General features: G+C 53.5%; 12 protein-coding genes. All 12 read left to right on the top strand.

All coding sequences use genetic code 11. The features are described from left to right. Nucleotides 1–7 precede the first annotated feature (7 nt). Entirely contained in the window at nt 8–1,132 is a 1,125-nt protein-coding gene (locus ACZ5VE_RS05710; protein ID WP_464457059.1) for a flagellar basal body P-ring protein FlgI, read from the top strand. An 11-nt stretch (nt 1,133–1,143) separates the two neighbouring features. Further along, on the top strand, nt 1,144–1,623 hold the full coding sequence (locus ACZ5VE_RS05705) for a rod-binding protein (RefSeq protein WP_464457058.1): 480 nt from the start codon (nt 1,144–1,146) through the stop codon (nt 1,621–1,623). Next, nucleotides 1,620–4,109, top strand: a complete 2,490-nt coding sequence (flgK, locus tag ACZ5VE_RS05700; RefSeq protein WP_464457057.1) for a flagellar hook-associated protein FlgK — start codon at nt 1,620–1,622, stop codon at nt 4,107–4,109. Before ACZ5VE_RS05705 ends, flgK begins: the two co-directional genes overlap by 4 nt. A gap of 11 nt (nt 4,110–4,120) precedes the next feature. Next, nucleotides 4,121–5,035 carry a flagellar hook-associated protein FlgL gene (gene flgL / locus ACZ5VE_RS05695; RefSeq protein ID WP_464457056.1) on the top strand — a complete coding sequence of 305 codons (915 nt, stop codon included), beginning with the start codon at nt 4,121–4,123 and terminating at the stop codon, nt 5,033–5,035. A gap of 87 nt (nt 5,036–5,122) precedes the next feature. Next, on the top strand, nt 5,123–6,529 hold the full coding sequence (gene fliD, locus ACZ5VE_RS05690) for a flagellar filament capping protein FliD (protein WP_464457055.1): 1,407 nt from the start codon (nt 5,123–5,125) through the stop codon (nt 6,527–6,529). 156 nt (nt 6,530–6,685) lie between these two features. Next, nucleotides 6,686–8,350, top strand: coding sequence for a hypothetical protein (locus tag ACZ5VE_RS05685; protein WP_464457054.1), 1,665 nt, complete (start codon nt 6,686–6,688; stop codon nt 8,348–8,350). Beyond that, nucleotides 8,343–9,686 (top strand): 2-C-methyl-D-erythritol 4-phosphate cytidylyltransferase, encoded by a 1,344-nt coding sequence (gene ispD / locus ACZ5VE_RS05680; RefSeq protein WP_464457053.1) that lies wholly within the window; start codon nt 8,343–8,345, stop codon nt 9,684–9,686. The genes ACZ5VE_RS05685 and ispD overlap by 8 nt, the downstream gene beginning before the upstream one ends. Nucleotides 9,687–10,012: 326 nt before the next feature. Next, nucleotides 10,013–10,066 carry a hypothetical protein gene (locus ACZ5VE_RS05675; RefSeq protein WP_464457449.1) on the top strand — a complete coding sequence of 18 codons (54 nt, stop codon included), beginning with the start codon at nt 10,013–10,015 and terminating at the stop codon, nt 10,064–10,066. Nucleotides 10,067–10,182: 116 nt separating this feature from the next. Beyond that, nucleotides 10,183–10,632, top strand: coding sequence for a hypothetical protein (locus ACZ5VE_RS05670; protein ID WP_464457052.1), 450 nt, complete (start codon nt 10,183–10,185; stop codon nt 10,630–10,632). A 17-nt stretch (nt 10,633–10,649) separates the two neighbouring features. After that, nucleotides 10,650–11,708 carry a hypothetical protein gene (locus tag ACZ5VE_RS05665; RefSeq protein WP_464457051.1) on the top strand — a complete coding sequence of 353 codons (1,059 nt, stop codon included), beginning with the start codon at nt 10,650–10,652 and terminating at the stop codon, nt 11,706–11,708. An 11-nt stretch (nt 11,709–11,719) separates the two neighbouring features. Next, complete coding sequence (locus ACZ5VE_RS05660) at nt 11,720–13,021, top strand: hypothetical protein (RefSeq protein WP_464457050.1); 1,302 nt, start codon at nt 11,720–11,722, stop codon at nt 13,019–13,021. Between the two features lie 24 nt (nt 13,022–13,045). After that, nucleotides 13,046–15,505, top strand: a complete 2,460-nt coding sequence (locus ACZ5VE_RS05655) for an HAD family hydrolase (RefSeq protein WP_464457049.1) — start codon at nt 13,046–13,048, stop codon at nt 15,503–15,505. Nucleotides 15,506–15,614: the final 109 nt, after the last annotated feature.

Raw genomic sequence — 15,614 nt, 5'->3', positions numbered from 1 at the left:
AAAACCCATGAAATCCACCCTCTTCGCCCTCACCTTGTGGCTCGGCCTGTCCGGCTCGGCCTGGGCAGACCGCGTCAAGGACTTGGCCTCGATCGCAGCCGGCCGCAGCAACCAGCTGATTGGCTACGGCCTGGTGGTCGGCCTGCAAGGCACGGGCGACGGTGCCGATGTGTCCTTCACCGCCCAAAGCATGAAAGCCATGCTGGCCCGCTTGGGCGTGGGCATTGATGGCCCACTGTCTGACTTTGAACAAAACGCCACCAGCGGCAAGATCGACATCAAGAACGTGGCCGCTGTCATGGTCACGGCTGAGCTGCCAGGCTTTGCCAAGCCAGGCCAAAAAATCGACATCAACGTGTCCGCCATCGGCAAAGCGACCAGCCTGCGTGGCGGCAATTTGCTGCTCACCAGCCTGCGCGGTGTCGACGGCGAGATCTACAGCCTGGCCCAAGGTGCCCTGACGGCCACTGGCGTGGAAACCAGCGCAGCCGGCTCCAAAGTCAGCATTGGCGTGCCCACCTCGGCCCGTATCCCAGGTGGTGCCACGGTCGAGCGCATCGTCGACACCCCTTTTGACCGATCCGAACATGTGGTCATGAACGTGCGCGAATCGGACTTCACCACCACCACTGCCATCGTCAACGCCATCAACAAAAACTTCGGACAAGGCACCGCGCAGGCACTGGACGGTATGTCCTTGGCCATCAAGGCCCCCATTGACATGTCGCAGCGCGTGGCCTTCATGAGCATGGTGGAAAACCTCGACGTCGTGCCTGGCGAGCCCCCTGCCCGCGTGGTCGTGAACTCGCGCACCGGCACCGTGGTGATCAGCCGCAATGTGCGTGTCACAGCTGCTGCTGTGGCGCACGGCACGATCTCGGTCGCGATTGCCGCCACCAATGAAATCTCGCAGCCCAATGCACTGGCCCGTGGCCAGACCGCAGCGGTACAAAACGCCGACATCGCCGTGTCCGAACCCAAAAACCCGATGTTCCTGTTCCAGCCCGGTGTGGACTTGCGCCAGGTGGTCGATGCGGTGAACCAGGTGGGCGCCACGCCCTCGGCACTGATTGCCATTCTCGAAGCCCTCAAAAGCTCGGGCAGCTTGCGTGCCGAACTGATCGTGATCTAAAGAGCCTCCCCATGAGCGACTTGTCCACCAACACCTCTTCCAGCACTTACCTGGACTTCAACGCCCTCACGCGCTTGAAGGGTGAGGCGGCGCAAGATCCGTCCAAAGCCATCCGTCAGACGTCCGAGCAGTTCGAGGCTTACTTCATCCAGCAAATGATGAAAACCATGCGCGAGTCGATCGAAAAAAGCGATCTGGTGGACGGCGGCAACATGGACATGTACCAGGACCTGATGGACAAGGAAGTCTCGCTGCAGATGGTCAAGCGCGGCGGCATGGGCCTGGCCGACATGATGGAGCGCCAGATGACTCTGGCTCAAGGCTTGAGCACGCATGACGCCCTGCAGCTGCGCCAAGCCGAAGCCCGCGCCATGCCGCTGAACCCACCTCGTGAGGCCATGCCCCTCAAACCGGAAGCCATCAAGGCCTATGAACTCGAACGCGTGAGCGGCTACAAGCTCGACCGCATCACCCCGGAGGCTAAGCCATGAGTGACATGCTCAGCATTGGCAGCTCGGGCGTCAACGCGTACCAACGTGCCCTGGCCACCGTCTCCAACAACATCGCCAACGTCAACACCGAGGGCTATACCCGCCAAGACGTTTCGCTGGCCTCTAACCAGCCGCGACAAATGGGCGGCAGCTACCTGGGCACCGGTGCCCGCTTTGATGCGGTACAGCGTCAGTACGACGCCTTTGTCGAGTCCAACTTGCGCAACAGCAACAGCGACCTGCAAAGCCAAAAGCCCCTGCTCTCCTATGTCAATCGCTTGATCGATGTCATGGGCGATGAAAGCATTGGCCTGACCACCGCGATGAACCGTTTCTTCGAGTCTGCCAGAGACTTGGCCAGCGATCCCGCATCGATCGTTTCGCGGAGCACATTTCTGCGCGATGCAGATGGTCTGGCAGCACGCTTTCGGCAACTGGCAGGTCAATTCGACCTGCTCGACAACGAGACCCGTCAATCGGTTGAGACCGATGTGGGTCAGATCAACTCTTTGACCCAACAATTGGGCTTGCTGAACAAGCAAATGGTCAAGCACAGCAGTGCGGCCAATCAGCCTTCTGAATTGCTGGATCAACGCGATCGCCTGTTGCGTGAATTGTCTGGATTGATCGCGGTCAAAACCCGATTTGAGGACAACGGAGCCGTTCTGGTCAGCGTGGGCGACACTTTGGATCAAGGCATTCTGGTTCAAAAGACCACTTCCCGGGCTATCAGCGTTTCCCAATCCAGCATCGACAACAACAAACTTGAATTTGTGATCGACGCTTATGGCCAACCCGAAACCATGCCCGGCATCAGCAGCGGCAAGATCGGCGGCGTGATGAATTTTCGGGATCAGGTTTTGAATCCCGCCTCCAACTCCTTGAACGACCTGGCCGAAGTCATGGCCCGAGAAATCAATGCCGTTCACCGCGAAGGCGTGGACGCTGAGGGTCTCCTGGGGGGTGATTTGTTCAGCTTCAGTGCAGACAAACCCCTTCAGGCCGCAGGCATGCAGATGATTGTGCAAGATGCCAATCGGGTCGCTGCCGCCGGACAGTTCAGGGTCATTGACAACCCATTGAACAGCGGCACAGCGCAGGCCCGCGTGAGCTACGAAGCGCCTGGATTTGCGGGCCCAACTTCCTTGCAGGGTGACTTGGCCTTGGCACAGATTCCGCAAATCGGCTCGGTCACTGTGTCCACCAGCACCAGCCAGCCATTTGCCAGCCTGGGGGTGGTGACCGCAGGGACAAACAATTTGTCCCTCACCCTCCAAAACCCGACTGCCAACCAATCTTTCCAAGTGCTGACCCGTGACGGCCGTCATATTCTGGGTCAAACCCTGAATGCGAATGAACAGGCCTTGCTGATCAAGTCCGGCAACGGCATGGAAGCGGGTGCCACTTACAGTGCAGCCAATCTCAACGCCACCGGTGCATCGACCTACCTGGAGATGGATATCTTCATGGGGGCGAAAGCGGAGGTGGGTTTGGTCCAGCAGTTCAACACCACCACGGGTGATTTGCTGGCACCGAAAAAAATTCCGGCCGTGTTGACGGGCAACACCTTTGTGCCCTCCTCTGCAGGCATCGCGACAGGCGCACTCACGCTCAACGGCAAGCCACTGACTGAATTGGCGGGACCGCTGACCCTGAGCTCGGTGGTGAATTGGCTCAAGCCTCAAGCAGACACGATCGGCATCACGGTCAGCGAATCAGACGGCCAATTGGTGCTGTCGCGTGCCAGCAACAACACCACCGATGACATCCGCCTGGGCATGGGCAGCAACGGGACGTCGGCAGATTTGAGCCGACTGGGCTTTGACACACGCATTGCCATTCAAGGTGCGGCCAAAGACGATCTGTTGATTTTTGTGACCGACCGCAGCGGCTCTGCCAGCAGCGCCACCGTGAGTGGCCAGTTCACAGGCATTGAAGGCAGCATGAAACAAACGCTGCGTGCCTCCCCACTGCAGGTCACTTTCATCACCGATACCCAATACAAAATTGTGGACACCGCGACGGACACTGTTGTGGCAGAGCGCAGCTTGCAAGCCAACGCCAATGCCAACTCCACCACTCCCACGCTGAGCTACCGGGGCTTGAAGCTCGAGTTTTCGACGGCACCCAAAGCCGGTGATGTCTTCACCATCGACGGTAACAAAGACGGCATTGGGAACAACGAGGCCATGCTGCGCATGGTCGCCCTGGAGGACGACGCCATCATGCCCGGCGGGTTGACGATGACAGAAGCCTATATAGAACGCGTTAATCAAGTTGGAAGTGTGGCCAGACAGACCTCCATTTCCGAGCAAGCCTTGAGCGTGGTCTATCAACAAGCGCAAGAGGCCCGCGACGGGATCTCAGGCGTCAGCCTGGACGAAGAAGCCTCGGCTTTGGTGCGTTTTCAGCAAGCCTACCAGGCCAATGCCAAAGTCATGCAAACCGCCATGTCCTTGTTTGACGCCATCTTGCAAGTGCGCTGAACGGAGCCCTCATGAAAATCTCCACATCGTTCCTTTTTGACCGCGCCACCGAGCGCATGAGTACGATTCAGAACAAATTAGCAACAACCCAAGCACAACTGGCAGTGTCAAAACAAATCCTCTCACCGAGTGATGCCCCCGACCAAGCTGCTGCTATTCAGCGATTGAAAGGTGAGATTCAACGACAGGACAGCCACGTAAGAACACTGGACGTCGCCATGCGGCGTTATGGTGCGGAGGAAACGGCACTGTCCTCTTCTAACGATTTGCTTATTCGTTTGCAAGAACTGGGGATTCAAGCCGCGAACGGAACTTTAGGTTCCGATAATCGCTTAGCCATTGGCTCTGAAATGAAAGCCTTACGCGATCAATTACTGAGCTTGGCGAATACTCGCGACGACAGCGGCAATTACCTTTTTTCTGGCACCCGCGTCAACACTCCCTCCTTCGCCGAGAAACCTGATGGGCACGTGATTTATCAAGGAGATCAGACCCAAACCCGAATTCCTGCAGGCGTGGAGAGAACCGTTCAATTCACCCGTGCCGGTACGGATGTTTTCAGCAGGGTTGTTCGGGAAAACGGCCAAAGCGTTGGATTTTTTGACGCTTTGGATCAAATGATTGAAGGCGTCACAAGCAACCAAGATTTTGCGATTCAACAAGGCATCAGTGATGTCACAAAAATGCATACAAGTTTGAATCTGTCCTTAGCACAAAATGGATCAGATCAGAATATTGTGCAATCACAGATCGATGTATTGGGTGAAACCAACTTACGTTTGAAATCTACGCTTTCAGATATCGAAGACTTGGATTATGCAGAGGCCGTGACGAGGATGAACAAAGAAATGATGGCACTGGAAGCAGCAATGGGAAGTTTTTCAAAAATTTCAGGCTTGAGTCTTTTCGAATACATAAGAGGCTAAGGACATCTGCTTTCGCTAAAGTTTTAAATTTAGCCACCGATATTTTTTCTATGGCCTTCTAAATCGATAACGACCCGTTACAAAGCAATGGAAACCAATTTTGTATCCGCACTGGGCGCAGGTTCGGGCATAGACACCAAATCACTGGCCACTAGTCTGGTGGATGCAGAGCGGGCGCCACTGAAAAAGCGCATTGAAAATAAAATTTCACAAGCCGAAAATAAAATTTCTGGTTACGGAGCACTAAAATTTTCGCTTTCCGAACTTCAATCGGCATTCGGAAAACTCAACGATGCCAGCGAATTCAAATCTCTGACTGTCACCAACTCACAACCCAGCGCCTTCACTGTCACGACCACAGGCACCTCTGATGCAGCCAATCTACGCGTTGAGGTTATGCAAGTTGCAAAGGGGCAAATGAGTTCCAGTGGTGTACTGGCCAGCAGCCTCAATAACGGCAGTCCAGTGCTACTGAGCATCAGTCAAGGAAGTGGGTCGAGTCTGGTCAGTCATGATCTGACCGTTACTGATGACACACCCAGTGGAATTGTCTCGGCTATCAACAATGCGGCTTTGGGACTTACCGCCCAACTGGTCAACACCAGCAGCGGTCAAAAAATCATGGTGTCGGGCGCTACAGGAGCAGCCAATACTTTTCAGATCAGTGCAAAAACCACCGATTCATCTCCCACAGAGATTGCCGATCTAAACTTTTCAAGTACCTTAAGATCTGCTTCGGATGCGATTGTTGACGTCAACGGGGCAATCAAGACCAGCTCGACCAATACCCTTAGCAATGTGGTTTCGGGCGTTAGTTTGCAAATTTACGGCCAAACCAGTGGTGTCGCACAACTTGAGTTGACAAGACAAACCAGCACCATCAAAGACAACCTAAAAAGTTTAATTACTTCTTTTAACGCATTTGAAGACTCTGTTAAAGTATTGGCCGACCGCAAAAGCTCGGTGGAAACTTTTGGCGGGGCACTGGCAGGCGACAGCCTCTTGCAAAGTGTCAGAAGTCAAGTCCGGGATATGTTCACCAAGACATCCAGTACTCCTGGCACGACCATCAAAGCTTTACGTGATATTGGTTTAAGCCTTGACCGTTACGGCAAATTGAGCTTGGATGAAAGCAAATTAGATACGGCCTTGAGCACGCACTATGACGAAGTAACACAAATGTTTACGGCCAACGTGAGCGGCCAAAGCATTTATTCTCAAGACAACGGAGGCATTGCAGGTGATGCCTTCAAAAAGCTCGACAAAATGCAAAGGTCGACCGGTCTGATCCAAAGACAAAGCGTCACCACAGAGAAGAGTATTGCCAAGCAAAAAGAAGAACTCATCAAGCTAGAAGATCGAATGACCAAGCTCCTCGAGCGCTACACCACACAGTTCGGTGCGATGGATGCCATTGTGGGCGAAAGCAATGCCACCAGAACCAACTTGAAGAACAGCTTCGACGGCATGATGGCCATGTACAAAAACAACTGATGTGTCAGTGAATTTTCGTCAACAACAAAGTCAAGAAAAACAAAAATAATACTTAAGAGGGATAAGCGGCAAATATTTACCTGGCCTGGATTTTGCTTATTTCCGAGGAAGCATGTCGTTTCATTTTATTGACACTGCTGAATTCAGGAGTGCCCCATGAAGCTCAATCCAACGATGCAGCATACGCTGACCAAAATCAACACCGCTTTGATCGAAGGTCACGAGGATGCGTTGATCTCTGGCCTGGAAAGTGTGCCTCTGGAACAACTGCTGTCCGAAGACAACATTGCCTGTGTCAGAGCCCGAGACAAAAAAAGTCTGATCCTATTGCTGTGCTCATTGGCTGTCAGCAACGACATTACCCCCTCCCGCGCTCAAATCTGGTTGGACTGCTACCAGTCAATCGTCAACAAAGAATTAACTCAAGGTATCACCCGACTTTCAGAACACAACATCTTGCGTAAGGTGGTGACGAGCTTGGCTTATGGTTCACCGTTGCAACTGGGTGATCTTCAAAAAATCAAAGGCGACCACCAACACTGGTGGGATGCTTTTGAGTTGGCAATTGACAACAAAGCCTGGGCAACGGCTGTTTGTGCCTTAGAGACACTGGGCAAGAAAAGGACTGAAACCATTCTCTGGTTGCAGTTGGCAAAACGCTTGGCCAAACGCCATGCCCTATTCATGGATGAGTCCGGCATCCCTTTTACCGACGTCAATTACCAAAGCCTGTCACGGCTATATGCCCTGTGCATTCAGGCGGCACAGAACGCCAATGCCACTGAATTGGCATCAGCGCTGGCCCATTTGCGTGCGCGGTGCCTGGAAATGGGTGGTGAGTATGAAGAAGCCATCCGACTTCTTAAGCAATTCAACAAAGGCAAGCAGGCCATTCCAGCCCATATGGGAATTGCACGCAACCACTGCCGTAAAGGTGATTTGCCTTCGTCAATTCAAGCACTGGATCAGGCGCTCACCGAGTTCAAATATCTTGAAACCTATGGCGATGACCACAAAGACTTGCAAGCGGCCATTGCCCCAGCACGAGCGCCCGATACGCCATTTGATGTGCGCTCAGCATCCCGCGCCTTGTCAGACCTGGCTGGTATTTTCAATGAGATTGATCTGAAATTTTTCCTGGTTTCAGGCACCCTGCTCGGCTACGAACGTGAAGGCCAATTGCTCGATCACGACAAGGACATTGACATCGGGGTGATCGGCTGGGAAAAACAATATGACATCTGTCTGGCCTTGCAAAAGAGCAACAAATTCACGATTTCAGCGCATTTCCTCAAAGGACATGCCTCGCATTACATCCCGATTCAGCACAACGCCACAGGCTCATGGATCGATATCTTTATCTATTTTGACCAAGGCGACAAACTGGTCACCGGCGTAGACTTTTTCTTTGGCTACAGACAAACCTTTGCCTTTACGCCCTTTGAACTTAAGCCTGTTAGCTTCTTGGGCGTGGACATGTATGTGCCCAGCGATGCCGATCTGAACCTGACCGAAAACTTTGGCAACTGGCGTGAGCCTGATGCCAGTTACATCTCACACCTGGAATCACCCTCCACCATGAACAAAGGCGGGTTGGAGCACTTGTTGACCGCGCGTCTGACAGCGCTTGGGGCCATCATCCAACGCAAACCTAAAAAACTACGCAAGGTGGTTGAGATTCTCAAACTCTACGCAGACCGGCCCTGCGCTATGCCCGAGCCACTGCTACAGTCGCTGCTCTCTATAGCGACGAATTTTGATGGAACGCAAGCGCCAGCGTCTCTTTTGGAAACCTCCCTCACCGAGCCTCTTCATGCCTGATTCAACTGCAGCCATTCTCCTAGCCGGGGGAACCGGCTCCCGCATGGGCAGCGACCTGGCCAAGCAATTCATTCGTGTGGCTGGAAAACCTGTTTTATGCCACAGCTTTGATGCGCTGCGACGCTACATGCCGCATTCACTGATCGTGGTCGTGGCTCCGGTCGACAGCATCGAACAAGTGCGCCAGCTGCTGGCCGCCGACCCTCATTGCCAGGTGGTTCCAGGCGGCTCGAGTCGCCAGGCATCGACCCGACAAGGACTCCAGGCCCTGGCTGCAACCCGACCGAAAAACGTGCTGATTCACGACGGTGCCAGGCCCTTTGTCAGCGGCCAAATCATCCATGATGTCTTGCAGGCGTTGGAAAAACATGAGGCTGTCGATGTGGCCATTCCCACTGCCGACACCATCATTGTGGAGCGCGACGGTTTCATACAAAGTATTCCGAAACGGCAGCACCTGTTGCGCGGCCAAACACCCCAAGCCTTCCGCTTTGACCTGCTCATGCGCTGCTACGAGGAAGTGGGTGAAGAGCGTTTGGCTCAATTCACCGACGACTGCGGCATCTACCTGGAATGCCACCCCATGGGGCGCGTGCGGGTGGTGCAGGGCCACGAAGAAAATCTGAAAATCACCAACCCAATTGATTTGGTGCTGGCCGACGAAATGTTTCGCTTGCGTGCACAAAACAATGCTGCCGAAATGCATGGCATAGATTTGAGAGGCAGTAACGCCTTGATTTTTGGTGGCACGGCAGGCATCGGCAAGGCATTGGCACAAATCATGAACGAGGCTGGGGCGCACGTCGTTGCCCGATCAAGAAACAACGGCTGCGACATCACCGATCCCAGACAAATCAAATCCAGCATCAGCGATGCTCGCGATACCTTGGGCAGCATCGACTACATCATCAACACCGCTGGATTGCTGAATAAAGGTGCCCTGCTGACCCAGAGCCCAAGCGATATTGCAAACCAGATCCATGTCAACCTGACCAGTGCACTGTGGATCGCGCAGGCCGCCTACTCGTCGCTGAAAGAAACAAAGGGCATGCTGCTGCAGTTTGCGTCGTCCTCTTACACCCGAGGACGAGCAGATTACGTCGCTTACTCGGCTACGAAGGCCGCCATTGTCAATTTGACACAAGGGCTGAGCGAGGAATGGAACGACGATGAAATTCGCGTCAATTGCATCGTACCGGGACGCACTGACACAGAAATGCGCAGGGCCAACTTCAACAACGAAGCCCAAGCCGACTTGTGCAACCCCTATGAAGTGGCCTTGTGCGCAGCCAAGGCGCTGAGCTCAAAGGCCACCGGGCAAGTGTTGCGCGTTTAAGAACTTGATATGGAACATCGAGACATGAATACGAATGCAAAAATAAAGGTGGTGTTTTACAAAGATGAACAACTACCAAACTGTCAAACATAACCGCGAGACGTGAGGCCTAAAAAACGTAGGAAACAATTCCGCAATCTTTTATCCGCTATCCGCACGCTCAGATCTGGACTGGAAGATCAACCGCCTCAACTACGCGGCCGACAACCTGACGAACATTTCGACCAATACCACGGCCTCGCGCAGCCGGGTACTGGACACCGATTACGCGGCAACGACCCCCCAAGCTGGCACGAACGCAGATCATCCAACAGGCGGCCACAGCGATGCTGGCGCAGGCCAACCAGCAGCCCCAGACGGTGCTGTCCCTACTCAAGTAAGCTGCAACGGCGAGCTTTCGAGGCCTCTTTCAAGGGGCCTTTTTCATTGGCACGCATATTGCAGGTGAAGGGCATCTCTGGAGCACTGTCAATAACTTGCCACCGAAAGATCTGCCATGAACCTCTCGCCGCCGCTGCAATACGCCATGACCCAAATCAACCACGCCTTTATGGTGGTCGACCAAACCGCGCTGGTCGCTGCGTTGACCTCGGTGCATCTGCCGGAGCTACTCTCGCAGGACATGCACGAAAAAGTGCGGGACCGCGGCAAGAGCGCCCTCGCGATCTTTCTGGCTACCCTCACCTGCAACAACGAGGTCGAAGAATCCGCTGCCCGCTACTGGCCCGACTGCTATCAGTCGATCAGCCAAAAGCAGCTGTTGGCTTCGCTGCAGGCGCTCATCCGCGTCAACTGCGTCATACCCGGTCGTACCGATACGGAAATGCGCTCAACCAACTTCCACAAAGAGGAGCAGGAGATCCTGTACAACCCTTATGAGGTGGCCGTCTCCGCCTCGCGCATCATTTACGACAGCGCTAATGGCACGCTGGCGCGCGTGCAGTGAACACAGCAAGGACTCAGATGAAAGTCGTCCATCTTTGCATGACACCACTGGCTGGCGCTCCGATACGGATCGTTCAAGCACTGAACAAGTACACCCCTGTTCAAGCTCGGCTGATCAACTTAAATCCTATCGCCTATGGCAGCCGAACCTACACCGAGGACCTGGCATTCCGCCAGAATCCCGACGAGGCGCGCGCCCTGATCGAAGCCGCTGATCTGATTCATCTTCACCACTGGATGGATTTGAAGAAAAATCCGTTTGGCGTTGACCTCAGCTGCAAAGCAGTCTTGCGTCACTTCCATTCAGAGCCGGACTTTGTGGCTAGACACGCCCGCGTGGCCCGTGAGGTGATCGTCAATGATCCCCTGCCACAACTTGTAATCGCACAGCACCCTGAGCGGCACTACCCGCGCGCACGCATGGTGCCCAATCTGCTCAACGAGCAGGAGTTAGCACAGGCAAAAACCACGCCTCTCCCATCGGCCTTGCCGCGTCTCTTGTATTCGCCCACCAGCGACTTGGCTGCTGGCGCCAGCCGCTGGAACACCAAAGGCATGCCGGAAACACTGGCGCTCCTGCACGAAGTTCAGCAAAAAATCCCTTTCGAGGCAGATGTCTTCACCAACCTGCCACTGGCGGAAGCGTTGCGAAGAAAATCACAGGCAGATGTAGTGCTCGACGATCTCGTAACCGGCAGCTACCACCTCTCCGGCCTTGAAGGTCTGGCCTTGGGCAAGTGTACTTTCGGCTACCTCGACAACCGCATCGTCGCCGTGCTGACCAAACTCACAGGTAGCACCTCTTTACCCTGGGTCAACGTTCACTTGTCCGAGCTAAGGGAACTGCTGGGGCAATTCCTAAACGAACCGGATTTGTTTAAGCAGGCAGGCCAGTATGCCGCGCGTTGGATGCGTGAGAACTGGCGCAGCGAAGTCCTGGTCCGACACTTTACTACCGCTTATGACGACGTACTCAATGGCATGAGCCTCCTCAGAACCGATACTTTGCACGAACTGTCTGACGTGACCCTCCCCGATATACGCTGGTTGAAGCTGACTCAACAGCTTTACCCTTAAAAACAACGATCATGACCGAATTCAAAGACAGAGGCCTGGTGCTGGCTTTTCATTGTGTCCCGCAAAACATTGCCCCTGAAGTGGAGGCCTACTGGGCGGCGCTGCGAGAAGCACTGCGAGTCCAAGGTCAGGATTTGCTACTGATCACTACCGCTGTGGTCAAGAATGATAGCCTGCCTCATCTTCGCTTACCTTTTGAATTGGACAGATACACGCTGGACAAAAAAATTTCAAGTGGGCGACACGAGCACCCTCTGATTGAGAGTTTGCAGTCCTGGTATGGTTTTTCGCGCGACAAGTCGCAGCTAGTTTATCTAAATGTCAAGCGCTTTTATGAGCAGTTACTTGATGCCATCGAGCCAGCGGCTGTGCTCTCCTGGCAAAGCATACATCCCACTAGCCAGATCGTACGTGAAGCCTGTTTGACGAGAGGCCTGCCATGGTGGAGTTGCGAGCGCGGTTGGGTCCGTGAAACGCTTATGGTCGATAGCGGTCATAACAATTTCATGACCGAAACCACAAGCAGTCTCGGCTTGCATCGGGCTTATGAGCAGTACAAGACGAACCTAGCTCTGATCGAAAAATACAAGCAAAAAACCCGTGCATTGCAAACGATTGAACGGTACCCCAAGCGCAGCAAGGACGCTGAAAAAAGCATTCGACAAGGACTGCAGCTTGCTGCCGGGCAAAAAATATATGCACTCATGACACATGGCGAGCCGCATGTCGGTGCCATACCGGGTCTTTATGGCTTGCAACGCCAGCACGCCCTGGAACCCGGGCAACTGCAAACGGCCATTGAAAAAGTTGCCACTTACCTCGCCAATAGAGGCGATTATCTCGTTGTCAAAGAGCATCCATTCAACCTCAAATATCAGCGTACGCTGCGCACTGAAGGACTACCCAACACCGTGACCACCCAGTCTTCGATTGACGAACTGGACGCGATGGTCGACGGCTATCTGTTCACACTGAGCACTCTACAGTTTGAAACGGCTTTGAAGGGAAAACCATTTGGCCTGCTCAGCCGCGGCCCGCTATCTGGGCCTTCGCAAGCACCTTGCCTTCACGACTTCGATGCGATCGACAACTTTTTTCAAGAGATCGAGACGCCCAAAAGCTGGCAAATGCGATCAGCAGAGATCGACCGAAAAATCTCCTTTTATCTGGAGAACTTCCTGCTCGATCTGTGTGAAGAACAGCTTGGGGAAACATCCAGGCTGCATGCACGCCATTTACAGCAATTCACCGGTCTGGCACAAACTACCGCTTGGTCCCATCTTGAAACCTGGCTCCAATCCATGGATTTATGAGTAAACTTCACTGCGCCTTCTAAAATGAAAAAAAATACCTCCGCCCTACCTGGCACACCCTCAGAGTTCTCCAAATCGATAGACGAAATTTTTAGCGTCTTCGAGACAAAAAAAAGCCAGGTTAAGGTACTGAGCCTCGATTGTTTCGACACACTGTTATGGCGACGCACAACCAAGCCTACCGATGTGTTCCAGGAGCTGCAACAAGCCCCCGCGTTCCAAGCACATGGCATCACCGCTAGTTCCCGCCGCATGGCCGAAAGAAAGTGCCGACTGCACCGCATCAGCAGTCACAGAAACAGTGAAGTCACGTTGGAGGAGATTTACAAACATCTGCTACCGCTTGCTAGCAATGACACCATTACCGAACTGGCGAATCTGGAGATTACTTTTGAAAAAAAGTACCTGTTCGCCTTTGAACCCATGTTCAGACTTTTACAGAAAGCGAAAGACCGAGGACTGAGAACCATACTGGTGAGCGACATGTACATCAATGCTAATCAGCTGGAGGAGCTGGTGCGCCATGCAGCGGCACGTTTCTCACTACCTGTCGCGATTGACCATTTCTTCACCTCAGCCGACTTCCGACACAGCAAGAAGGAGCAATTGTTTAGCCTCATCGCCAAGGAGATGCAGGTCCTACCAGAGAAAATTCTTCATTTCGGCGACCATCCGGTAGCTGACATGCAAGGACCAAGGAAACTGGGTGTCCAGGGCTACCACTTCAATCGTTTCTCACCGGCTGCAGTCCAAATCTTGAGCCAGGCCGCGACCATGCAAAAGCTGTTGGTCAATGACCATGGCGAGGTGCAGCCACTGACCAGCACGGTCCATGCCGGCTTTACCCAACTGCCGGTGAGCAATGATCCCATTGAAAACTTGGGTCTGTACCAAGTGGGTCCAGTCCTGGCGCAATACGCATACTGGCTGGACCTGGAGATTCGGCAACTTCTGGCTGAAGGCAAAAAGCCACGTTTGGCATTCATGATGCGTGATGGGTTCTTGCCTCTGAAAATCCATGAGCAACTCGGCCAACGTAATTTCCTGGTCTCTGGCGTGCCGGTGGTCAGCTTCGATATTTCACGATTCGTAGCGCTTGCTGCCCATTTCAAAAGCAAGCAAGACATCCATCTTTTCCTGCAACAAAGCCAGGGCATGCTCAACCGTGCAGAAATGCTGCGTCAGCTCATAGGCAGCGACACGTTAAATCATGATTTGCGCTTTCCCGATGTCGACCCACGAATCGATTGGGAGCAATTTGTAAAGTCGGTTCTAGCGCCCGACTTCAGCGAAGCCATTCTTAGGCAATCGCAAGAGCGGCAACGCCAATTCACCAAGTACCTCCAATCTGAGTTGATGCTGCAAGCGGGAGAAACGTTGGTGCTGGCCGATCTGGGGTATGCAGGCACCATCCAGGACCAGATTCATCAAACCGTTGAGGCCATCACGCATTGCCCTGTAGAAGGGCGCTATTTCCTGCTGCGCGACTCTGACAGGGCGCCCCGCGCACGCAAAGGCCTCATTGATTTCAGGCAGGTACCAGTGTCATCGATAGAGCTTTTGCTCAGCCAGATTCAGACGCTAGAGCAGTTCTGCACCAACGACCGAGGCTCACTGCTCGCTTACACCCCCGATGGCAAACCGGTATTTGAAGAAAACACCATCAGCGAACAACAAATTCAGATCAAAAAGGCTATCCAAGCTGCCGCGCTTCGCTATATCGAAGTGGCTTATGAAGGCCAAGAGCGCATCTGGAACGCTTTCGGTGTGAATGCACATGAGGCGATCGGCCACCTTGCGCGTTTCACTCTGAAACCCAATCGCTCAGAAATTACGCTCTACAGCCGATTCAATCACGACATCAACAACGGTACGCAGCGCGCGCGGCGAATTTCCAATCCTGTGCAGACGCGAGAAATGCTGATGCGTGGAGCTGGCATGTCTTTCAACGCTGATGTGCACAAGATGATTGGCAATGACCTCAATGCCTGTGATCCTTCGTTGGTTTACCAAAATTTTTTACAAAAAATATTGGGATTCCGCGCTGCACCCGCGGAATACGTTGATCATTTCATCAAGCTCAAGGGACTGGTGATGAAAAACGGTCAGCACAGAGAAATCCAGGTGCCCTCATTCCGCACTTATGACGGCTTCAAGCTGGCAGTCATCCCGAATATTGAAAACCTTGCTGACATTGGCATCAACTTCGGACACCATTTTTCGTGGGTTCAGTTCAAGAGCATTGCTTTAGCTTCCCAGCGCGCTTTGCTCACCGATCCGGGTTGGCGAGTGTTGCAGGACATGGACCCAGATGCCCAAATCGAGGGCGGCATCGGCCATGAAAACGGCATTGTCCAATTTCAGGATGCGAACGGTTTCATGTACATCAATCTCAAAAACATCCCTTTGAAAAACAATCCGGATGCCGCCTTGGTCATCCAGTACAGGGACATCGCTGCGCAATCAGACCGAGCTGTGCCATAACGAATTTTTTGGCAGAAAAATACCTGGTGGCATCGCTATACCTCTACACGGTCCAAGCCTGTTGCCACCCAGAAGTTAAGCGGCTCATGAGAGGCATAGGATTGCAAGG

The sequence above is a fragment of the Limnohabitans sp. INBF003 genome (genome assembly GCF_055396645.1).
Note: the sequence above shows the minus strand (reverse complement) of the source record. Positions and strands in the feature narration are given on the sequence as shown.

Coding starts and splice junctions, on each gene's coding strand:
- ACZ5VE_RS05710 (WP_464457059.1), top strand. CDS start 8: ATGAAATCCACCCTCTTCGCCCTCACCTTGTGGCTCGGCCTGTCCGGC.
- ACZ5VE_RS05705 (WP_464457058.1), top strand. CDS start 1,144: ATGAGCGACTTGTCCACCAACACCTCTTCCAGCACTTACCTGGACTTC.
- flgK (WP_464457057.1), top strand. CDS start 1,620: ATGAGTGACATGCTCAGCATTGGCAGCTCGGGCGTCAACGCGTACCAA.
- flgL (WP_464457056.1), top strand. CDS start 4,121: ATGAAAATCTCCACATCGTTCCTTTTTGACCGCGCCACCGAGCGCATG.
- fliD (WP_464457055.1), top strand. CDS start 5,123: ATGGAAACCAATTTTGTATCCGCACTGGGCGCAGGTTCGGGCATAGAC.
- ACZ5VE_RS05685 (WP_464457054.1), top strand. CDS start 6,686: ATGAAGCTCAATCCAACGATGCAGCATACGCTGACCAAAATCAACACC.
- ispD (WP_464457053.1), top strand. CDS start 8,343: ATGCCTGATTCAACTGCAGCCATTCTCCTAGCCGGGGGAACCGGCTCC.
- ACZ5VE_RS05670 (WP_464457052.1), top strand. CDS start 10,183: ATGAACCTCTCGCCGCCGCTGCAATACGCCATGACCCAAATCAACCAC.
- ACZ5VE_RS05665 (WP_464457051.1), top strand. CDS start 10,650: ATGAAAGTCGTCCATCTTTGCATGACACCACTGGCTGGCGCTCCGATA.
- ACZ5VE_RS05660 (WP_464457050.1), top strand. CDS start 11,720: ATGACCGAATTCAAAGACAGAGGCCTGGTGCTGGCTTTTCATTGTGTC.
- ACZ5VE_RS05655 (WP_464457049.1), top strand. CDS start 13,046: ATGAAAAAAAATACCTCCGCCCTACCTGGCACACCCTCAGAGTTCTCC.